17 protein-coding genes are annotated in these 19,657 nt (G+C 61.5%); 9 read left to right on the forward strand and 8 right to left on the reverse strand.

The window, feature by feature from the left end:
- Positions 1-18 precede the first annotated feature (18 nt).
- Positions 19-2,028, reverse strand: coding sequence for a DNA helicase Rep (gene rep / locus HBJ59_RS15075; protein WP_167664004.1), 2,010 nt, complete (start codon positions 2,026-2,028; stop codon positions 19-21).
- Between the two features lie 267 nt (positions 2,029-2,295).
- On the opposite strand from rep, the gene HBJ59_RS15080 reads away from it, so the two are divergent.
- Positions 2,296-3,966, forward strand: coding sequence for a bifunctional diguanylate cyclase/phosphodiesterase (locus tag HBJ59_RS15080; RefSeq protein WP_076013137.1), 1,671 nt, complete (start codon positions 2,296-2,298; stop codon positions 3,964-3,966).
- Positions 3,967-4,094: 128 nt separating this feature from the next.
- Here the strand turns inward: HBJ59_RS15080 and HBJ59_RS15085 are convergent, their stop codons facing one another.
- Positions 4,095-5,498, reverse strand: coding sequence for a NorM family multidrug efflux MATE transporter (locus HBJ59_RS15085; RefSeq protein WP_167664005.1), 1,404 nt, complete (start codon positions 5,496-5,498; stop codon positions 4,095-4,097).
- Positions 5,499-5,650: 152 nt separating this feature from the next.
- Here HBJ59_RS15085 and HBJ59_RS15090 point away from each other — a divergent pair, with 152 nt between their 5' ends.
- Together HBJ59_RS15090 and HBJ59_RS15095 are read left to right on the forward strand one after the other, a co-directional pair.
- Positions 5,651-6,571, forward strand: a complete 921-nt coding sequence (locus HBJ59_RS15090) for a LysR substrate-binding domain-containing protein (protein WP_167664006.1) — start codon at positions 5,651-5,653, stop codon at positions 6,569-6,571.
- Between the two features lie 178 nt (positions 6,572-6,749).
- Complete coding sequence (locus tag HBJ59_RS15095) at positions 6,750-8,726, forward strand: methyl-accepting chemotaxis protein (RefSeq protein WP_167664007.1); 1,977 nt, start codon at positions 6,750-6,752, stop codon at positions 8,724-8,726.
- 117 nt (positions 8,727-8,843) lie between these two features.
- Here HBJ59_RS15095 and HBJ59_RS15100 read toward each other — a convergent pair whose 3' ends face one another.
- Positions 8,844-9,767: an ABC transporter six-transmembrane domain-containing protein gene (locus HBJ59_RS15100; protein ID WP_167664008.1), complete on the reverse strand. Its 924-nt coding sequence runs from the start codon at positions 9,765-9,767 to the stop codon at positions 8,844-8,846.
- Positions 9,768-9,881: 114 nt separating this feature from the next.
- On the opposite strand from HBJ59_RS15100, the gene HBJ59_RS15105 reads away from it, so the two are divergent.
- Positions 9,882-10,466 carry a TetR/AcrR family transcriptional regulator gene (locus HBJ59_RS15105; protein ID WP_167664009.1) on the forward strand — a complete coding sequence of 195 codons (585 nt, stop codon included), beginning with the start codon at positions 9,882-9,884 and terminating at the stop codon, positions 10,464-10,466.
- Here HBJ59_RS15105 and HBJ59_RS15110 read toward each other — a convergent pair.
- Together HBJ59_RS15110 and HBJ59_RS15115 are read right to left on the reverse strand one after the other, a co-directional pair.
- Entirely contained in the window at positions 10,453-11,949 is a 1,497-nt protein-coding gene (locus tag HBJ59_RS15110; protein ID WP_167664010.1) for a YifB family Mg chelatase-like AAA ATPase, read from the reverse strand. The genes HBJ59_RS15105 and HBJ59_RS15110 overlap by 14 nt on opposite strands.
- A gap of 97 nt (positions 11,950-12,046) precedes the next feature.
- The gene (locus tag HBJ59_RS15115) at positions 12,047-12,955 is read right to left on the reverse strand and encodes a LysR family transcriptional regulator (protein WP_167664011.1); all 909 of its coding nucleotides are present in this window, start codon (positions 12,953-12,955) and stop codon (positions 12,047-12,049) included.
- Between the two features lie 234 nt (positions 12,956-13,189).
- Here HBJ59_RS15115 and cfa point away from each other — a divergent pair, with 234 nt between their 5' ends.
- The gene (gene cfa / locus HBJ59_RS15120) at positions 13,190-14,302 is read left to right on the forward strand and encodes a cyclopropane fatty acyl phospholipid synthase (RefSeq protein WP_167664012.1); all 1,113 of its coding nucleotides are present in this window, start codon (positions 13,190-13,192) and stop codon (positions 14,300-14,302) included.
- A gap of 52 nt (positions 14,303-14,354) precedes the next feature.
- On the opposite strand, the gene HBJ59_RS15125 is transcribed toward cfa, so the two are convergent.
- A complete protein-coding gene (locus HBJ59_RS15125) occupies positions 14,355-14,615 on the reverse strand; it encodes an accessory factor UbiK family protein (RefSeq protein ID WP_167664013.1) in 261 nt (86 codons plus the stop codon).
- A 419-nt stretch (positions 14,616-15,034) separates the two neighbouring features.
- On the opposite strand from HBJ59_RS15125, the gene glnK reads away from it, so the two are divergent.
- The 4 genes from glnK (at position 15,035) to sutA (ending at position 17,807) form a co-directional block, all read left to right on the forward strand.
- The gene (gene glnK / locus HBJ59_RS15130; protein WP_002555808.1) at positions 15,035-15,373 is read left to right on the forward strand and encodes a P-II family nitrogen regulator; all 339 of its coding nucleotides are present in this window, start codon (positions 15,035-15,037) and stop codon (positions 15,371-15,373) included.
- A 34-nt stretch (positions 15,374-15,407) separates the two neighbouring features.
- Positions 15,408-16,745: an ammonium transporter gene (locus HBJ59_RS15135; protein WP_076013128.1), complete on the forward strand. Its 1,338-nt coding sequence runs from the start codon at positions 15,408-15,410 to the stop codon at positions 16,743-16,745.
- A 209-nt stretch (positions 16,746-16,954) separates the two neighbouring features.
- Positions 16,955-17,380, forward strand: coding sequence for a secondary thiamine-phosphate synthase enzyme YjbQ (locus HBJ59_RS15140; protein WP_017476675.1), 426 nt, complete (start codon positions 16,955-16,957; stop codon positions 17,378-17,380).
- 103 nt (positions 17,381-17,483) lie between these two features.
- Positions 17,484-17,807, forward strand: coding sequence for a transcriptional regulator SutA (gene sutA, locus HBJ59_RS15145; protein WP_076013127.1), 324 nt, complete (start codon positions 17,484-17,486; stop codon positions 17,805-17,807).
- A gap of 255 nt (positions 17,808-18,062) precedes the next feature.
- Here sutA and HBJ59_RS15150 read toward each other — a convergent pair whose 3' ends face one another.
- Together HBJ59_RS15150 and xerC are read right to left on the reverse strand one after the other, a co-directional pair.
- On the reverse strand, positions 18,063-18,761 hold the full coding sequence (locus tag HBJ59_RS15150; protein WP_076013126.1) for an HAD family hydrolase: 699 nt from the start codon (positions 18,759-18,761) through the stop codon (positions 18,063-18,065).
- On the reverse strand, positions 18,758-19,657 hold the full coding sequence (xerC, locus tag HBJ59_RS15155) for a tyrosine recombinase XerC (RefSeq protein ID WP_076013125.1): 900 nt from the start codon (positions 19,655-19,657) through the stop codon (positions 18,758-18,760). Before xerC ends, HBJ59_RS15150 begins: the two co-directional genes overlap by 4 nt.

A 19,657-nucleotide genomic window follows, 5' to 3' on the forward strand; every position in this document is an offset into this window, starting at 1 on the left:
ATTAAAAAGTAGTCGATTCTAGCGCTTTAACATCGCGCGTATATCCGCCAGTGCGGTATTGCCGCGAACGGCTTTGACTTCGGTTGGTGTGTCGTCGTTGCCTTCCCACGCCAGGTCATCCGGCGGCAGCTCGTCGAGGAACCGGCTGGGGGCACAATCGATGATCTCGCCGTACTGCTTGCGTTTCGCGGCAAAGGTGAAGGCCAGGGTCTGACGCGCGCGCGTAATGCCCACGTAGGCCAGGCGCCGTTCTTCTTCGATGGTGTCGGCTTCGATACTGGAGCGGTGCGGGAGGATTTCCTCTTCCATGCCCATGATGAACACGTAGGGGAATTCCAGGCCCTTGGACGCATGCAAGGTCATCATCTGCACGCCTTCGGCGCCGTCTTCCTCTTCCTGCTGGCGTTCAAGCATGTCCCGCAGGACCAGCTTGCCGATGGCATCCTCGACGGTCATCTCGCCTTCTTCGTCCTTCTCGAGGGTGTTTTTCAACGCCTCGATCAGGAACCACACGTTGCCCATGCGGTAATCGGCGGCCTTGTCGCTGGAGCTGTTGGCGCGCAGCCAGTTCTCGTAGTCGATGTCCATGACCATGCTGCGCAGGGCGCTGATCGGGTCTTCGCCGGAACATTGCTCGCGCACCTTGTCCATGAAACGCTTGAAGCGCGCCAGGCGATCGGTGAAGCGGGTGTCCAGGTGTTCGCCCAGGCCGATTTCGTCGGTGGCGGCGTACATCGAGATCTTGCGTTCGGTGGCGTAGTTGCCGAGCTTTTCCAGGGTGGTCGAACCGATTTCCCGGCGTGGGACGTTAATCACCCGCAGGAAGGCGTTGTCGTCGTCCGGGTTCACGATCAGCCGGAAGTAGGCCATCAGGTCTTTCACTTCCTGGCGTCCGAAAAAGCTGTTGCCGCCCGACAGACGATAAGGAATCTGGTGGTGCTGCAGCTTCAACTCGATCAGCTTGGCCTGGTAGTTGCCGCGGTACAGGATCGCAAAGTCGCTGTAGGGCCGGTCGGTACGCAGGTGCAGGGTGAGCAGTTCGACGGCCACGCGTTCGGCTTCGGCGTCTTCGTTGCGGCAGCGGATCACGCGGATCTCGTCGCCGTGGCCCATCTCGCTCCACAGTTGTTTTTCAAACTCGTGGGGGTTGTTGGAGATCAGTACGTTGGCGCAACGCAGGATGCGGCTGGTGGAGCGGTAGTTCTGCTCCAGCATCACCACTTTCAGGGACGGGTAGTCCTCCTTGAGCAGCATCAGGTTTTCCGGGCGGGCGCCGCGCCAGGCGTAGATCGACTGGTCGTCGTCGCCCACCACGGTGAACTGGTTGCGCGTGCCGATCAGCAGCTTCACCAGCAGGTACTGGCTGGCGTTGGTGTCCTGGTATTCGTCCACCAGCAGGTAGCGGACCTTGTTCTGCCACTTTTCGAGGATGTCGGCGTGTTCCTGGAACAGCTTCACCGGCAGCAGGATAAGGTCGTCGAAGTCCACCGCGTTGAACGCCTTGAGCGTGCGCTGATAGTGGGTGTAGACGATGGCGGCGGTCTGTTCCTTGGGGTTACGCGCATTTTCGAGGGCTTCGGCGGGCAGGATCAGGTCGTTTTTCCACGAGCCGATCATGTTCTTGATCTCGTCGACGCCGTCGTCGCCCGCGTATTCCTTTTGCATGATGTCGGTCATCAGCGCCTTGACGTCAGTCTCGTCAAAGATCGAGAAGCCCGGCTTGTAGCCCAACCGCACATGCTCCTTGCGGATGATGTTCAGCCCCAGGTTGTGGAAGGTACACACAGTGAGGCCACGGCCTTCGCCACCCTTGAGCAGGGTGCCGACGCGCTCTTTCATTTCCCGCGCCGCCTTGTTGGTAAAGGTCATGGCGACGATGTACTGGGCGCGGATGCCGCAGCTCTGGATCAGGTGCGCGATCTTGCGGGTGATCACGCTGGTCTTGCCGGAACCGGCACCGGCGAGCACCAATAGAGGGCCGCCGACGTAGTTCACGGCTTCTTGCTGCCGGGGATTGAGTCGGGACATACAGAATTCAGGGAGTCATTGATCAAAAGGGCGGGCATTTTAACAGGCTGGCAAGATTCTGCTGCCTCTGAACGACAGTGTGACGTACCACTCGATCTAAATTTGCCGGTTTTGTTACTTTGCCGCAGGATGTATAGGGTATTTAGGACTATTGTTCGGTCTAGAGCCGCGCAGTGCGTATTTGATAACCCATATCATTGGTCATTATCTGGCCGCACGTCATAATGCCCGCCGCCAACGAAATTTTGCAGAGTCTAGGGAGCTAGCTTGTCTACGCCTGTCGAACCCTTGCGTTTGCTGCTACTGGCCGATGAGCCAGCGTGGGCAGCGTTATTGCGCGAGTGCCTGGCGCCGATGGGCGACGGAGCTGTGCTGATCAGCGCGCCAAACTGGGAGTCTGTGAGCAATCTGTTCGACGACGATCACAGTGCGGTGTTGTTGACCACGGCCAGCCTTCAGCCCGGCCCCGGTCGTTGCAGCTTGCCAACGGTATTGCTGTTGGAAGAGGAACCTCTGGTTTCGCCCCTCGGCGTCAGCGACTGGCTGATCCTGAATGCATTGGATGTCGATACATTGCGCCGTTGCCTGCGGCATGTGCGCGAGCGCGGTGTGCTGGAAAACACCCTGCAACGCCTGGCCGAGCAGGACCCGCTGACCGGTATCGCCAACCGCCAGGGTTTCCAGACCCTGCTGACCGCCCGCCTGGCGGAAAACGAAGGCCGTGGCGTCGCCCTCGGTCACCTCGACCTGGACAACTTCCGCCACGCCAACGACGCCCTCGGCCACCAGGCCGGCGACCGGCTGATCCTGCAAGTAGTCTCGCGGCTCAAGAGCCAGCTGGAGGCGGGTGATCAACTGGCGCGCCTGGGCAGCGATGAATTCGCCCTGCTGATCGACACCCGCCGCGCGCCCCAGCGCGCCGAATGGATGGCTGAACGCATCATCGAAGCCATGGCCGAACCGTATTGGGTCGATGGCGAAAGCCTGCTGATCGGTTGTAGCCTCGGCGTGGCACATGCCCGGGCCAGGGCCGGCGCCGACCCGCTGATGTGGCACGCCCATATCGCCATGCAGCAAGCCAAGAGCACCCAGGGCTGCACCTTTCATATCTTCAACGAACGCATCAACCGCAACGCCCGCAGTCTCGCCGACCTGGAAAGCGAACTTCGCCGGGCGTTGCGCCGTGACGAGCTGGAACTGCATTACCAGCCGCGGCTGGACCTCGACGACGGGCATATCGTCGGCCTTGAAGCGTTGGTGCGCTGGCGCCACGGTGAGCGCGGGCTGTTGCCGCCGAGCGAGTTCGTGCCCCTGGCCGAGCAGAGCGGCTTGATCGTGCCGCTGGGCTACTGGGTGATTTCCCGGGCCCTGCGCGACATGCAGGACCTGCGCGAACGCGGGATTGCGCCGTTGCACATGGCCGTCAACCTGTCGTTCCGCCAGTTCCAGGACAGCCAATTGCTCAGCACCCTCAGCCGGCTGATTGCCGAGCGTGGCGTGGAAGCCCAGTGGCTGGAATTTGAACTGACGGAAACCGCGGTGATGCGCCGCAGCGACCTGGTCAAGCAGACCATGGACGCCCTTGGCCGCCTGGGCGTGCGCTTTTCCCTGGATGACTTTGGCACCGGCTTCTCGTCGTTCGTGCACCTCAACAGCCTGCCGATTGCCTTGCTGAAGATCGACAAGAGCTTCGTCGGCGGTATGGAAGAGCGCGAAGAGAACCGCAAACTGGTCCACGCGATGATCAACCTGGCCCACAACCTGAACCTGGAAGTGGTGGCCGAGGGCGTGGAAACCGCAGAGCAACTGGCGTTGCTGCGGTTGTTCGGCTGCGATCAGGCCCAGGGTTACCTGATCAGCAAACCGTTGCCGCTGTCGGAACTGGTGGACTACCTGACGTTTGGTGACAGCCAGGAGTTGGTGGGCGGCGTGATCTAATATTGTGAACCCGATCAGAAATGTGGGAGCGGGCTTGCTCGCGAATGCGGTATTTCAGGCAACCAATTCATAGCTGACCCACCGCATTCGCGAGCAAGCCCGCTCCCACATTTGACCGAGTACAGCCGTTACTCAGGCTGCGCGCCTTGAAATCCGCGTTGGGTTTCAGGCTCCTGGCGAATCATCCGCTTCATCTTCCGTTCAAACGCCCAGGTAAGGCTGACTGCCGCGCACGCCAGGCCCAGAGCCAGGCCCCACCACACGCCAGTCGGCCCCCAGCCGAGATTGAACGCCATCAACCACGCAGCCGGTGCGCCGATCAGCCAATAGCAACCCAACCCGACCAGGAACGTGGTCTTGGCATCCTTGAGCCCGCGAATGCAGCCCATGGCGATGGTCTGCACGCCGTCGAACAGCTCAAACCAAGCGGCCACCGCCAGCAGGCTGACCGCGAGGTTGATCACGTCGCGAAACGCCGGGTCATTCTGGTCGAGGAACAAGCTGATCAACTGGTGCGAGAACAACCACAGCACCGCTGCAAAGCCCAGCATCACCAGCGCGCCAAAGCCGATGCCAACCCTTCCGGCCAGCCGTGCGTCCAGCAGGTTCCCGGCCCCGTAATGCTGGCCGATGCGCATGGTGATCGCGTAAGACATGCCCGCCGGAACCATGAACGCCACCGACACAATCTGCAGGGCAATCTGGTGCGAGGCCAATTGCGTGCTGCCCATGGTGCCCATGCACAGCGCCGCGAACGCAAACAGCCCGACTTCCACCGCATAGGTGCCACCAATCGGCAGGCCCAGGCGCCACAGTTCCCGCAGGTAATGCAGGTTGGGCCGCAGCAGGCCCTTGCGCAGCGGATAGGCGTCGTAGGCGCGGTTGTATTTGATGTACCAGATCAGCGCCAGGGCCATGCAGTTGGCGACGATGGCCGTGACCAGGCCAATGCCCACCAGCCCAAGTTTCGGCAGGCCGAACATGCCTTCAATCAACGCGTGGTTGAGCAGGTAGTTGATCACCGTGCCGCCCAGGCTGATAACCATCACCGGCGTGGCCTTGCCGATGGCGCTGGTGAAGCCGCGCAGGGCCATGAACGTCAGGTAGCCGGGCAGGGCGAACGGCAGGATGGTCAGGAACTGGCCGGCCGACGCGACGTTGGTTTCGGTCTGGCCGAACATCAGCAGCACCGGCTTGAGGTTCCACAGCAACAAGCCGGCCACCAGCGCCATCAACCAGGCCAGCCACAGCCCGGCCTGGGTCAGGCGCGTGGCGCCTTCAATGTCGCCCGCGCCCTGGCGGATCGCGACCAACGTGCCCACGGCGGCGATCACGCCGATGCAGAAAATCGACACGAACGAATAGCTCGCCGCACCCAGGCCACCGCCGGCCAGGGCCTCGGGGCTCAGGCGGGCCATCATCAGGGTGTCGGTCAGCACCATCAGCATGTGGGCCAACTGTGAGGCAATCAACGGCCCTGACAGCCGCAGAATGGCCCAGAGTTCGGTACGTGCCGGATGCTGCATGATCATCACGCTCAAAAAGTCAGGGAAGGGTGGAAGGGTTGATTCTCGGCGCTCACAGCGCGTTGCACAAAGGGATAAATCCGATGGCACGCATGATTAAAACTCATGCCTGAATGATTCTGGTAGGGTTTCGAGATTGCGCCGTCGGAGCTTTCGCCATGTCTCGTCGTCTTCCTCCTCTTTACGCCTTGCGCGCGTTTGAAGCCGCATCCCGCTACAACTCGTTCACCCGGGCGGCGGAAGAGTTGTCGATCACCCAAAGCGCGGTGAGCCGGCACATTCGTACCCTGGAAGAGCACTTCGCCTGCCGCCTGTTCCAGCGCAGCGGCCGCACCTTGCAGCTCACCGAGGCGGCGCGCCTGTTGCTGCCGGGCGTGCGCGAAGGCTTCGCGGCCCTGGAGCGCGCCTGTCACACGTTGAACGCAGAGGACGACATCCTGCGCATGAAGGCGCCCTCCACCCTGACCATGCGCTGGCTGCTGGCGCGGCTCAGTCGCTTCCGGCATTTGCAGCCGGGCAATGAAGTGCAACTGACCAGCGCCTGGATGAGCATCGATGAAGTGGACTTCAACCAGGAACCGTTCGATTGCGCGGTATTGCTGAGTAACGGCCATTTCCCGCCGGACTGGGAAGCCAGTTACCTGTTTCCTGAGCTGTTGATTCCGGTGGGCGCGCCGAACCTGTTGAGCGACGGGCCCTGGGATGTCACACGGCTGGCAACCGCCGAGTTGCTGCATCCGACACCCGACCGGCGTGACTGGCGCTATTGGCTGGAGCGCATGGGGTTGTCATCCCAGGTTTCGCTCAAGGGCGGGCAGGTGTTCGACACATTGGAATTGGGCATGATCGCGGCCGCACGGGGTTACGGCGTTTCCATGGGCGACTTGCTGATGGTGGCTGAAGACGTTGCTCAAGGCCGCCTGAGCCTGCCATGGCCAACCGCCGTGGCCAGTGGGGAAAATTACTATCTGGTGTGGCCGAAAACCCGGCCCGGTGGTGAGCGTTTGCGCCGGCTGGCGGACTTTCTCCAAGGCGAGGTCCAGGCGATGGAATTGCCCGAGGTAGAGCGGCTGGATTGAGCGGATTACGCATTTGCGAGCAATCGTTTGCGTGATACCCCTGTGATTCGCTCAAGTATTGAGCCTGCCCGCCGAAGTAGGGTTGTTGGAACTACCGTTCTACAACGTTTCCCCTATTAGAATTTTGCCGAGCAGCGCTATGAGATCAGGATGATCCTGGCCTCGGCCAGGAGCCTTCATGTCTCAACCTCGCGCCCGGATCGCCTCTCAACTGGGGCTTGCCCTCGCCGTGATACTGGCTGTCGTCATCAGCGGCAGCACGGTGTTCGCCTTGCGTTCGCTGGACTCAGCCAACCTCGACACCCGCGAGGAGCATCTGGCCAGCGAGGCTCGCTTGCTGGCCGACCAACTCAATACCTTCCACAGCACCTTGCGCGAGAGCACCCAGCGTTTGAGCGGGCTGTTTGAAAAGCGCTTCAGCGCCGGCTTGAGCACGCGTCCTGAACAACCGGTGACGGTGGCGGGCGTGCAGACCCCGGGCCTTTACCTGGGCGAGGAAGTGCTCAACAACAATTTCGCTGAAGTTGATGAGTTCAAGCAGATGTCCGGCGGCGTGGCGACCGTATTCGTACGCAGCGGGGAGGACTTTATCCGCGTCAGCACGTCCCTGACCAAGCAGGACGGCAGCCGCGCCATCGGTACGGCGCTGGATCATCAGCACCCGGCCTATCAACGCTTGCTCGGCGGGCAGGGCTATGTCGGCCGCGCGGTGTTGTTTGATCGCTCCTACATGACCCAGTACAGCCCGGTGCGTGATGCCAGCGGCAAAGTGATTGCGGTGCTATTTGTCGGCTTCGACTACACCGACGCGCAGAACGCCCAGTTCGACAACCTCAAGCGCTTCCGCATCGGCCAGACCGGTTCCCTGGCGCTGCTGGACGAGCAGAAGCACTGGCTGGTCCCGCCAGCTGGGGTGCAGGCATTGGATCAGTCGATTCCGGTCATGCTCGACCTGGCCGCCAAACCTGGAAAAGGCCGTTTCTGGAGCGACAAGAACGAAGACTTCTACAGCGTCGCGGTGCCGTTTGAAGGCGGCCCGTGGTCGGTGGTGGCGAGCATGCCGAAAGCCGAAATTCGCGCGGTGACCTGGTCGGTGGGGATTCGCCTGGCGATCGGCAGTTTGCTCGCGATGCTGCTGGCGGTGGGCGCGGCGGTCTGGCTGCTGCGCAGCAAATTGCAGCCGTTGGGCGACCTGGTGCGTCAGGCTGAAGCCCTGGGCGCCGGTGATTTGAGCGTGCGCTTGAACGTTTCCAGCCATGATGAAATCGGCCAGCTAGCCCGCAGTTTCAACCAGATGGGCGAAGCCCTGTCGACCATGGTGTCGCATATCCGCAAGGCGGCAGAAGACGTTAACAGCCGTGCCCAGGCGTTGTCGGGTTTGTCCGGCGGTGCGTACGAAGGCATGGAGCAACAGTCCGGCGAAATCACCAGCATGGCCGGCGCGGTAGAAGAGTTCAGCGCCACCTCGCTGAACATCGCCGACAACATGGGCAACACCGAGCGCCTGGCCCAGGACAACGCCCAGCAAACCAAGATCGGCCGCACCTCGATGCAAGAAGCGTCGTCGTCCCTGGAACACATCGCCACCGCGCTGAACAGCACGGCCACGGTGGTCAATACCTTGGGCCAGCGCTCCCAGGAAATCGGCGGGATCGTCGGTGTGATCACCGCGATTGCCGAACAGACCAACCTGCTGGCGCTCAACGCCGCCATCGAAGCGGCGCGGGCCGGTGAGCAAGGGCGCGGGTTCGCGGTGGTGGCCGATGAAGTGCGCAACCTCGCGTCGCGCACCCGTCAGGCCACGGATGAGATTTCCGGAATGATCCAGAGCATCCAGCAGGAAACCGGCAACGCCATCAGCACCATGGAACAAGGCAACGTGCTGATGCAGGAAGGCCTGGCACGCAATGCTGACGTGGCATCAGCCTTGGCGCGGATCGACGAGCAAAGCCGCTCGGCGGGCCAGCAGTTTGCGGCGATTACCACCGCTACCCAAGAGCAGAGCAGCACCGCGACCTTGCTTAGCAGCAACTTGCAGAGCATCGCCCTGGCCAACAGCGAGCAGCGTGAAGTGGTGTCGAACCTGGCGATTACCGCCAAGGAACTGGAGACCCTGGCGGCGGGCTTGCGGCATGAGGTGGACCGTTTTCGTTGATTGACTGTTCGGGCCGCATCGCGGGCAAGCCCGCTCCCACAGTTGACCGTGTTCAATTGAAGAAACCGGTTCGATGTGGGAGCCGGGCTTGCCCGCGATGACGGACGATTCGACGCCTCAAAGTTCGGATCGGTCGCCCAGCCCCGGGTCCACACGCTTGCCAATGTCCTTGAGTCGCGCCAGTTGGTCGACCATCCCTGGCGCTTCATCCAGGCTGCTGACAAAGGTCCACAGGTAAGTCATCACCGCATACACGTGGCCGGCCTTGACTGCCGGCGACAGCGCCAACTGGCTGATCGCAACCACAAACAGCAGTGCCGCCAGCGTGCCGATAAACAGGAACGCTGCGGCCTCGCGGTCCGACAGCCAGATGCGCAGGCGTGACAGCACCTGGTAGTGCCGCTGCAAGGTCTGCGCGCCGACCTTTTCCACCAGGCCGATTTCCTTTTCCAGGCGGTCATTCAAGCGCTCATGCAGCTCCTGATTGCGCCGGGCGAAACGTGGCAGCAAGGTCGTGCAGAGCACCAGCGCGGTCAGGCAGGCCAGGCCGATCCACGGTTCGATCACCAACAACATCACTGCCGCACCGACGATCGACACCAGCGCCGTCGCGATGATTGGCACGTGTTTTTCGAAGAAATCCACAAAGTCCCGCGCCAACACCACCCGCGCCGCTGCCCGTGAGGTGCTGTGGTTTTGCAGGCGCTGGTTGAGAATCACCGGTACCGCGAGGTCGGCGTAGATGCGGGTGAAGGTGCGCGTGTCCAGCGCCCGTCGCGCCGCCCCGACCACCCAGAACGCCAGCACCACGGCGGCGTAGAACAGCGCGCTGCCGGCGTCGCCGCGGATAATTGAGTCCACCGCGAACCCGGCAAACAGCGGGTAGGCCAGCAGCAACGCGTTCTCCAGCGCCACCAGCGACAAGGTGCAGAACAGTTTCCCGGGATAGGCCCTGGCGATCGCCTTGAGGGTTTGGCTGGCGGATTGTTGCCCGATCTTTTTGCTTTCTTCGATCAGAATCTGCGGTGTTACGGATGACATGGGGTGCACCAAGGGTGAGATAAGCGCTAGTATTGAGCGACTGCTCAAGTATCCTTGAGCGACCGCTCAAAAAGCAAGCGCCGTCGATCTGCCGGTGCCTGAAGGAAAAGCCTCATGTCGCGTATCGACCGTAAAGACCAGATTATCGCCGCCGCCTTGGAGCTGTTTCGCAGCAAAGGCTTCGCCGATGTCTCCACCCGCGATCTGGCGGAGCATGCCGGGCTGTCCCGCAGCCATGTCTATCACTACTTCAGCGACTGGAAAGACCTGCGCCGCGAAGCCTTTGTGCGGTTTGCCAACGAGCAACTGGACGAGGTGCGGGTGCCGTTGGAAGGTCTGCCGCCGCTGCAAGCGCTCGAAGGTTTCCTGCGTGACTGCTTGCCCTCCACGGCAGACGCCGGCTGGGCGCTGTGGCTGGATGCCTGGGATGAAGCCATGCATGACGAGCCACTGGCCCAGGCTTACCTGGTGATCAACGCCCAATGGCAGGCCATGCTCGCCGAGATCATCGAGCAAGGTGTGGCGGCCGAGGTGTTCCGCTGTGAGTCGCCCAAACGCGCGGCGCGGCAGTTGTTCGCCGTCGCCATGGGCTATGCCGATGACTTGATGCTCAAACCCTCCGTTGAATCCGCTGAAGCGGTAATGGATGAGGTGATGGAAGTGGCGGGGCTGCTCCTGGCGTTGCCTAAGAAGCGCTAGCCGGCCGGTACTGCAAGGCTTCCGCCAGATGATGGCGGGCGATGGCCTCCACCTGTTCCAGGTCGGCCAGGGTCCGCGCGACCTTGAGCAAGCGATGGGCTGCCCGCAATGACAGTGTCAGTCGTTCGCACGCGCTCTCCAGCCAGCCTTCATCGGCCTTCGCCAGTTTGCAGTGCTGGCGTAGCCCCGGCAGGTCGAGAAAAGCATTGGCGCAGCCCTGGCGCCGTTGTTGGCGTTCCCGGGCCTCGGCGACGAGCATGGAAGCGCTGGCGGTATCGTCACCTGACTGTTTGCCGGGGTTCAGCGCGGTGCTTTCCCGGGCGACGGTCACGTGCAGGTCGATCCGGTCCAGCAGCGGACCCGAGAGCTTGTTGCGATAGCGCTGGATCTGCTCCGGCGTACATCGACAGCGCCCGCTCGGCTCGCCCACATAGCCGCAAGGGCATGGATTCATGGCCGCCACCAACTGAAAGCGCGCCGGGAAACTCACCCGGTCGCGGGCGCGGGAAATCACGATATGCCCGGATTCCAGCGGCTCACGCAGCACCTCTAGTACCTTGCGATCAAACTCCGGCAGCTCGTCGAGAAACAACACACCATGATGGGCCAGAGTAATTTCCCCTGGCTGCGGTTTCGAGCCACCGCCCACCAGCGCCGGACCGGATGCCGAATGATGCGGCTGGCGAAACGGCCGGTGTGGCCAATGGCTCAGCGGCGCCAGGCTGACCACCGACTGAATCGCCGCCACCTCCAGCGCTTCCTGCTCACTCAAGGGCGGCAACAACCCCGGCAGACGGCTGGCCAGCAAGGTTTTGCCCGTTCCCGGTGGCCCGCTGAGCAACAGGTTGTGGGCACCCGCCGCAGCGATCAGCAGCGCGCGTTTGGCTGCGAGCTGGCCTTGGACTTCACTCAAGTCCGGGTAGGGTTTGTTCAGGTACATCAGGCCACTGGAAACGAAGGGCTCGATCGGCACGTGACCGTTCAGGTGCGCCACCACTTGCAGCAGATGATCCACCGCAATCACCTTCAACCCCGAGGCCAGGCACGCCTCTTCCGCATTGGCCCGAGGCACGATCAACGTGCGCCCGACCTTGCGCGCCGCCAGGGCTGCCGGCAACACACCTTTCACCGCCCGCACCTCGCCGGACAGCGCCAGCTCGCCCAGGCATTCCACGTTGTCGAGGGTCAGCGTCGGCACCTGCACACTGGCGGCAAGAATCCCCAAGGCAATCGCCAAATCAAAACGCCCGCCGTCCTTGGGCAGGTCGGCGGGCGCGAGGTTGAGGGTGATGCGGCGGGACGGGTATTGCAGCGCAGAGTTGAGAATGGCGCTGCGCACGCGGTCCTTGCTTTCCTTGACGGCGGTCTCCGGCAGGCCTACCAGCGTCAGCGAAGGCAAGCCGTTGGCCATGTGCACCTCGACGGTGACTGCGGGGGCTTCAACGCCAATCTGGGCGCGGCTGTGGACGATGGCGAGGGACATGCTCGTTCCTTGAAATGAGTGGCCGCTTCCTGCGGTTTTTCAAGGGTAGTTCAGCGCTGGCGCAGCGCAGCGGCGAGGTTTTACAGAACGTATCGGGCTACTGGCTGGGCGGTGGCACACACAAGAACTCCTTCGCCAACGTCAACCACGCCTGCGCCGCAAACGACAGCTTGCACTGCCTACGCCACGCCAGCATCAGTCGCCAGTTCAGGGCCGGCGATTGTATTTCCGCGATGCTGAATTGGCTGGCGTCGAGGGTGTCGCAGAACGCCCGGGGCAGCAGGGTGATGCCCACGCCCAGGCGCACCAGGGAGGCAATAAAGTCCCATTGGCTGCTGCGGCCACTGATACGCGGCTCAAAACCGGCCAGGGCGCAGGCATCGAGTACAAATTGGTTAAGGGTGAAGGTGTCATCGTAAAAGATGAATTCGCAGGCTTGCAGCTCGCTCAGTTCAACTGAGCTGCGCCCCTGCCAGGGCGAGTCATGGGGCGCGAGCAGGCACAGTGGCGATTCGAACAAGGGCATGGATTCAAATTCGGACCAGATGTCCGCCACGCGCGGCGAGTCCAGGATGGTGCCGAACTCCAGGGTGCCTTGGCGCAGGTCCTGAATGGTGACGTTGCCGCCGCTTTCGAACAGTTTCAGTTCGATCTTCGGATAACGGGCGTGATACGCCGCAAAGATCGGCGCCAATGCGAGGTGGGTGGAGGGCGAAAGCCCCATGCGCAGGGCGCCGCGCTCGACCTGCTGGAGGTCTTGCAGCTCCACGTTCATCTCATCGTGCAGCGCGATCATTTCCCTGGCGCGCTTGAGCACTATTTCCCCAGCGTCCGTCAGGGTGAAGCGTTTCCCCATACGATCCAGCAGCTTCAGCCCAAGGCTCGCCTCCAGTTGCTGCACCATTTTGCTGACCGTTGGCTGGGTCAGGTGCAGCTTCACGGCGGCTTTGGTGAAGCTCTGCTGGTCCACGACTTCTACGAAATAACGAAGCGCCCTGATGTCCATCTTGCATTCCAATTTCGCATGGTTTTCATAAGATTAATTCATTATATCTTTAAAAAATGGCTGGATAAGATTTGTTACATCTGTTCCCAGCCAGCGTACCCGGTGATGCCGTAAGGGCCTTGCCAGACGCTTCCATGGCCAGATTTCTCGCAGTGTATGAATCAAAGGCAACGCTATTTCTGGAGAGCAATTGTGCTTAACAAAACGCGTCATTCTTTTTCCGGTTCTGATGAGATGTCTCAGGGAGCGCGCTTCGTTAAGGAGTTGCTGGCGCAGGCGCAGATCGAGGTCAACGGGCCGTCGGCTGCGGATATGCAGCTGTACCACGGTGGCACGTTCGACCTGGCCCTGGCCAAAGGCAACCTTGGTCTTGGCGAGGATTACATGGAAGGCGGTTGGGACGCCGAGGCGCTGGATGAGTTTTTCTACCGGCTTATGCGTTCCGGGGTGATCGACCAGGCCAACCCGGCCACCTTGTTGTTTCACGCGTTCAGCTCCCGGTGGTTGAACCTGCAAAACAAGAAACGCGCCTGGCAAGTCGGCGAGGCGCATTACGACCTTGGCAATGAGTTCTACGCGCGCATGCTCGACTCGCGCATGACTTACACCTGTGGCTACTGGAAAGACGCCACCACCCTGGAGCAGGCGCAGTTCGCCAAGCTGGACCTGATCTGTAAAAAGCTCGGACTCAAGCCGGGCATGCGCGTGCTGGATATCGGCTGTGGCTGGGGCAGTTTCATGAGCCATGCTGCCGAGCACTATGGTGTCGAGTGCGTTGGCGTGACCATTTCCAAAGAGCAGGCGGAGTGGGGCCGCGCCAAGTACTCACATCTGCCGATCGAGTTTCGTCTGCAGGACTATCGGGATATCGACGAGCAATTCGACCATATCGCCAGCGTCGGCATGTTTGAGCATGTGGGGCGCAAGAACCATCGGGCGTATATGGAGGTGGCCAACCGCTGCCTGAAGGACGACGGGCTATTCCTGTTGCACACCATCGGCAAGAACCAGCGCAACAGCACGCCGGATCCGTGGATCGACAAATACATCTTTCCCAACGGGGATTTGCCCTCGATCGGGCAGATTGGCGACGCCATGGACGGGTTGTTTGTTGCCGAGGATTTGCACAACTTTGGCGCCGACTACGACAAGACGCTGATGGCCTGGTGCGAAAACTTCGAACTGGCTTGGCCGGATTTCGCCGAAACCTTCGGCCGGCGTTTCTACCGGATGTGGCGCTATTACCTGCTGTCGTGTGCAGGGGCGTTTCGCGCGCGGGATATCCAGTTGTGGCAGTGGGTATTGTCGAAGAAGGGGGTTGTCGGCGGGTATCAGCGGGTGAGCTGAAGGTTACAACGGTTTAACGGGGACAGGCGAAGCCTGCCCCGGTTGGGCCGGTTTATTCGGCGGCCGATGTCAATCGCGCTTCCAGTTCCGCCACCTTGGCCTCAAGGCTTTCCAATCGCGCCCGAGTGCGCGCCAACACCACCATCTGGCTATCAAACTCTTCCCGGCTTACCAGGTCCAGCTTGCTGAAACCGCTTTGCAGCAGCGCTTTGAACTGGCTTTCAATTTCATTGCGCGGCAGCGGCGTGTCGCCGCTGAACAGGCGGGAGGCGTGGCCGCTCAGGGCGTCGAGGAGGTCTTTGGGCGCGAGCATGGGAAGTAGTCCGGAAAATCTGTTGGCCGGCAGTGTATCACGCAGCGTCTATAGTCATTTCCAGCAGCGGCGGCGCACGCTTTTCGCGCATGGGGACGGGCGGTCGCGCACCGTTTTCGTGCGTATCTTCGCCGTCGTAGCGCCCGGTAGGTGGGCGCGAGCGAACAAAGGACTGATTTCAGTGATTTTTACGGAGCTGGCAAGCTTTCTGCTTAGACGATCATGACCCATGCACTGATGCAGTCGCTGTGACGATGCAGTGCGCCGACGGAGCGGGGTAGGTTTCGTCACCAGTGGTTAGCGAGCGTCGCAATGGCAAATGCCAAGGCGACGAAGCGTTACAAAGCCAGGCACTGCGCTTAGACTTGAGACGGGTTTGTTTTCCTGGGGCAAGTCCACCAATTCGGGAGAGAGTTTTCATGAAGCTAGTCACTGCCATCATCAAGCCGTTCAAGTTGGACGATGTACGCGAGTCACTGTCCGAGATCGGCGTGCAGGGCATTACCGTTACTGAGGTCAAAGGCTTCGGTCGGCAGAAGGGTCACACCGAGCTGTATCGCGGCGCGGAATACGTGGTCGATTTCCTGCCAAAGGTGAAGATTGATGTCGCCATTGACGACAAGGATCTTGACCGGGTTATCGAGGCGATAACCAAGGCTGCCAACACCGGCAAGATCGGTGACGGCAAGATCTTCGTGGTCAATCTGGAACAGGCTATTCGCATCCGTACCGGCGAAACCGATACCGACGCAATCTAAGCCGCCAAACCCCAACGCCCCAGGAGAAAACAATATGACTCTGCGTAAATTCGCAGGGCTCGGAGCCCTGTTGTCCATCGTAATGCCAAGCCTGGCCATGGCGGCAGACGAAGTGGCTGCTCCAGTCCTCAATTCCGGCGACACCGCTTGGATGCTCACATCCACTGCGTTGGTGCTGTTCATGACCATTCCAGGCCTGGCGCTGTTCTACGGCGGCATGGTTCGCTCCAAAAACATTCTTTCCGTGATGATGCAGTGCTTCGCCATCACCGGCTTGATCACCATCCTGTGGTTCGTCTACGGCTACAGCATGGCGTTCGACACCACCGGGATGGAAGCAGGCGTCGTCAACTTCAACTCGTTTGTGGGTGGCTTGTCCAAACTGTTCCTCTCGGGTGTGACCCCGGCCAGCATCACCGGCCCGGCGGCGTTGTTCCCTGAAGCCGTGTTTGTGACCTTCCAGATGACGTTCGCGATCATCACCCCGGCGCTGATCGTCGGTGCGTTCGCCGAGCGCATGAAGTTCTCCGCGATGCTGATCTTCATGGGCGTCTGGTTCACCCTGGTCTACGCACCGATTGCCCACATGGTGTGGGGCGGTCCGGGTTCGTTGCTGGGCGACTGGGGCGTGCTGGACTTCGCAGGCGGCACCGTGGTGCATATCAACGCCGGTGTGGCTGGCCTGGTGGCGTGCATCGTGCTCGGCAAGCGTAAAGGCTTCCCGACTACCCCAATGGCACCTCACAACCTCGGTTACACCCTGGTGGGCGCGGCCATGCTGTGGGTTGGCTGGTTCGGCTTCAACGCTGGCTCCGCTGCTGCGGCCAACGGCACTGCCGGTATGGCGATGCTGGTGACCCAGATCGCTACCGCGGCTGCTGCGCTGGGCTGGATGTTCGCCGAGTGGGTCACTCACGGTAAGCCAAGCGCTCTGGGCATCGCCTCGGGTGTGGTCGCTGGCCTGGTGGCAATCACTCCAGCCGCTGGCACCGTGGGCCCGATGGGCGCCCTGGTGATCGGCCTGGTTGCCGGTGTGATCTGCTTCTTCTGCGCCACCAGCCTCAAGCGCAAGCTGGGCTACGACGACTCCCTGGACGCGTTCGGCGTTCATGGTATCGGCGGTATCGTGGGTGCGATCCTCACGGGTGTGTTCGCAGCCCCTGCACTGGGCGGCTTCGGCACTGTGACTGACGTGGCGGCGCAGGTCTGGATTCAGGCCAAAGGTGTCGGCTTCACCGTCATCTACACCGCTATCGTGACCTTCATCATCCTCAAGGTGCTGGACATGGTGATGGGCCTGCGGGTGACCGAAGAAGAAGAGGCGGTTGGCCTCGACCTGGCGCAACACAACGAGCGCGGCTACAACTTGTAAGTACGCGAAAAAAAGATGCCCGGCTTGCCGGGCATTTTTTTGCCTGGGGTTTGTCTGTGGCTAAAGGTGTATGGGTTTTTTGGCGACTTTGTGATGGGATCCACACCGCACTTTTCGGTGTGCGAATGTCTTACAGGCATGTAGGCGTATTCGGCACTTTGTTTTTTTCCTGAGCGCGCTAGAATGCGCGCCGATAGGCGGAGAACTGTATGTGGCAACAGACCCTGATTACCCTGCGGGCCAAGCCCCGGGGCTTTCATCTGGTGACGGACGAGTTGCTCGCCGGCCTGCCCGAATTGAAGGCCTGTCGGGTGGGCCTGTTGCATTTGTGGCTGCAGCACACCTCGGCCTCGTTGACGGTCAACGAGAATGCCGACCCGGCGGTTCGCCGTGACTTCGAGCGTTTTTTCAATGCGCTGGTGCCGCAAGGCATGGCGGGATATGAACACAACGACGAAGGTCCGGATGATCTGCCGGCGCACTTCAAGGCCAGTCTCCTGGGCTGCCAGCTGAGTTTGCCGGTAAGGGCCGGCCGCTTGGCGATGGGGACCTGGCAAGGTGTTTATCTGGGCGAGCACCGTGATCATGGCGGTGCTCGTAAAGTCCTCGCCACCTTGCACGGTGATGGGGCATAAGCCACTGGTTATCCGGTGGATGTTGATTTTTTCCCGGCGGCCGTCGACAGGTGGCGAAGCTGGGCTATAACTAATCTGCTTTTCGCAAGTCATGAGGTAGAACATGAGCGACGATGATCTGGAAAACGACGACCTCGAAGTAGGCGACGACGAAACCGAAGAAGGTCTTGAGGCGGCTGCCGAAGACGTGGCTGACGACGACGGTGGCGACGATGCACCGGCCCCGGCAGCCAAGGGCAAGGCCAAGGCTGCGGTGTCGGTCGACGAACTGCCGAGCGTAGAAGCCAAGAACAAAGAGCGCGATGCGCTGGCCCGTGCGATGGAAGAATTCCTCGCTAAAGGCGGCAAAGTGCAGGAAGTCGAGGCTAACGTGGTGGCAGATCCGCCGAAGAAGCCTGATAACAAGTACGGCAGCCGGCCTATCTAAGGTCAGCTGTTCGCTTGCTGAAAAAGCCCGCCGTCGCTGCGGGCTTTTTCATGGGCGCTACAAAATGGTTAGGGCCAACACACATCTAAGGATGAAGAGCGTGTGTGGCGAGGGAGCTTGCTCCCGTTGGGGCGCGAAGCGGCCCCTGGTTGGGTCGACGCGTTCTTTCAGAAAGGCCGTCGTGGCTGGTTCAGGGGCCGCTTCGCAGCCCAGCGGGAGCAAGCTCCCTCGCCACAAAAGCCCTTCATCATCAGGTTACGCGTTCCAGCGGGCGAGGAGTGCTGGCAACTCGGTCAGGCTGCGAATCTCGGCATCCGGGCGTTTTTCTGCTTCCCAGGCCTTGCCCGCCGGGTTGAACCACACCGCCCGCAGCCCCGCCTGCTGCGCACCGGCAATGTCATCCCCCGGATGATCACCCACATGCACCGCCGCGCCCGGCTCTACGCCACCGCGCTGCAAGGCTTCCTGAAACAACCGCGCATCCGGTTTGGCGATACCAATGTCTTCAGCCCTCAGGGCAAAGTGAAAGTAATCCGCCAGCCCCACACGCTGCACGTCGGCATTGCCGTTGGTAATCACCCCCAGCAGGTAGTGCTGGCGTAGCGCGTGGAGCATCGGCTCGGCCTCGGGGAATACCGTGAGCTGGTGCCGGGCGTGGATGAACGCTTCAAAGCACACATCCGCCATCTGCGCCGCTTCCGGCAGCGGATATCCAGCCTCCTCGAAAGCATATTGCAGCACCTTGTGACGCAGCACGCTGATGCGGTATTTCAGCTCAGGATGCCGCTCCAGCACCTGTTGGCGCAGGCTGGCAAACTTCTCCAGGGGCAAGTCGCCCACCTTGGTGGCATGGGTCGCCAACCACTCGCGCATTGACGCCTCGGCGCTGACGATGACCGGCACGTTATCCCAGAGCGTATCGTCCAGGTCGAAGGTGATCAGCTTGATGCTCATGAGTCACTGCCCTTAATGCGTTTGGCCCGAGGATGGGCGCTGTCGTACACCGTTGCCAGGTGCTGGAAGTCCAGGTGGGTGTAGATCTGGGTGGTCTTGATGTCGGAGTGCCCAAGCAGTTCCTGCACCGCGCGCAGGTCCTGTGACGACTCCAGCAAGTGGCTGGCAAAGGAGTGCCGGAGCATGTGCGGGTGCAGGTTTTGCCCCAGCTCGCGCTCGCCGGCGGCCTTGACCCGTACCTGAATGGCCCGGGGCCCGAGGCGCCGGCCTTGCTGGCTGATAAACACCGCGTCATCCGCCGGGTTGGCCAGCGCACGCAGGGGCAGCCACAGCAGCAAGGCTTCGCGGGCCTTTTTGCCCACCGGCAACACGCGGGTCTTGCTGCCTTTGCCGAGCACTTGCACCAGGCCATCTGCCAGGTCCAGTTGATCGAGGTTAAGCCCGGTCAGCTCCGACAGGCGCAGGCCTGAGGAGTAGAACAGTTCGAGGATCGCCTGGTCGCGATGGGCCAGGAAGTCATCTTCCACCGCGCCATCGAGCAACTGAAGGGCACGATCGGTGTCGAGGGTCTTGGGTAGGCGACGTTCACCCTTGGGCGGCGCCAGGCCGTTGGCCGGGTCGTGGTCGCACAGGCCTTCGCGGTTCAGGTAGTGATAGAGGCCGCGCACCGCCGACAGCAGGCGCGCCAGGCTGCGGGAGGATTGGCCTTGCTGGTGCAGGCGGGCGATCAGGCTGCGCAGACCCTGGATATCCAGGGCCTTCCAGCTGCTGATGTGTTGTTTCTCGCAGAACGCCAGGACCTTGTTCAAGTCCCGCCGGTAGGCTTCCAGGGTATGCGGTGACACCTGGCGCTCGCTGCGCAGGTGAGCGCAGTAGGCGTCCAGTTGTCGTTCCAT

Source organism: Pseudomonas sp. AN3A02 (assembly GCF_011765255.1).
Classification (GTDB): Bacteria; Pseudomonadota; Gammaproteobacteria; order Pseudomonadales; family Pseudomonadaceae; genus Aquipseudomonas.

Bases quoted from the DNA above. Each gene is read 5' to 3' on its own strand.
- rep (WP_167664004.1), bottom strand. From the start codon at position 2,028: ATGTCCCGACTCAATCCCCGGCAGCAAGAAGCCGTGAACTACGTCGGC.
- HBJ59_RS15085 (WP_167664005.1), bottom strand. From the start codon at position 5,498: ATGATCATGCAGCATCCGGCACGTACCGAACTCTGGGCCATTCTGCGG.
- HBJ59_RS15090 (WP_167664006.1), top strand. From the start codon at position 5,651: ATGTCTCGTCGTCTTCCTCCTCTTTACGCCTTGCGCGCGTTTGAAGCC.
- HBJ59_RS15095 (WP_167664007.1), top strand. From the start codon at position 6,750: ATGTCTCAACCTCGCGCCCGGATCGCCTCTCAACTGGGGCTTGCCCTC.
- HBJ59_RS15100 (WP_167664008.1), bottom strand. From the start codon at position 9,767: ATGTCATCCGTAACACCGCAGATTCTGATCGAAGAAAGCAAAAAGATC.
- HBJ59_RS15105 (WP_167664009.1), top strand. From the start codon at position 9,882: ATGTCGCGTATCGACCGTAAAGACCAGATTATCGCCGCCGCCTTGGAG.
- HBJ59_RS15110 (WP_167664010.1), bottom strand. From the start codon at position 11,949: ATGTCCCTCGCCATCGTCCACAGCCGCGCCCAGATTGGCGTTGAAGCC.
- HBJ59_RS15115 (WP_167664011.1), bottom strand. From the start codon at position 12,955: ATGGACATCAGGGCGCTTCGTTATTTCGTAGAAGTCGTGGACCAGCAG.
- cfa (WP_167664012.1), top strand. From the start codon at position 13,190: ATGTCTCAGGGAGCGCGCTTCGTTAAGGAGTTGCTGGCGCAGGCGCAG.
- HBJ59_RS15125 (WP_167664013.1), bottom strand. From the start codon at position 14,615: ATGCTCGCGCCCAAAGACCTCCTCGACGCCCTGAGCGGCCACGCCTCC.
- glnK (WP_002555808.1), top strand. From the start codon at position 15,035: ATGAAGCTAGTCACTGCCATCATCAAGCCGTTCAAGTTGGACGATGTA.
- HBJ59_RS15135 (WP_076013128.1), top strand. From the start codon at position 15,408: ATGACTCTGCGTAAATTCGCAGGGCTCGGAGCCCTGTTGTCCATCGTA.
- HBJ59_RS15140 (WP_017476675.1), top strand. From the start codon at position 16,955: ATGTGGCAACAGACCCTGATTACCCTGCGGGCCAAGCCCCGGGGCTTT.
- sutA (WP_076013127.1), top strand. From the start codon at position 17,484: ATGAGCGACGATGATCTGGAAAACGACGACCTCGAAGTAGGCGACGAC.
- HBJ59_RS15150 (WP_076013126.1), bottom strand. From the start codon at position 18,761: ATGAGCATCAAGCTGATCACCTTCGACCTGGACGATACGCTCTGGGAT.
- xerC (WP_076013125.1), bottom strand. From the start codon at position 19,657: ATGGAACGACAACTGGACGCCTACTGCGCTCACCTGCGCAGCGAGCGC.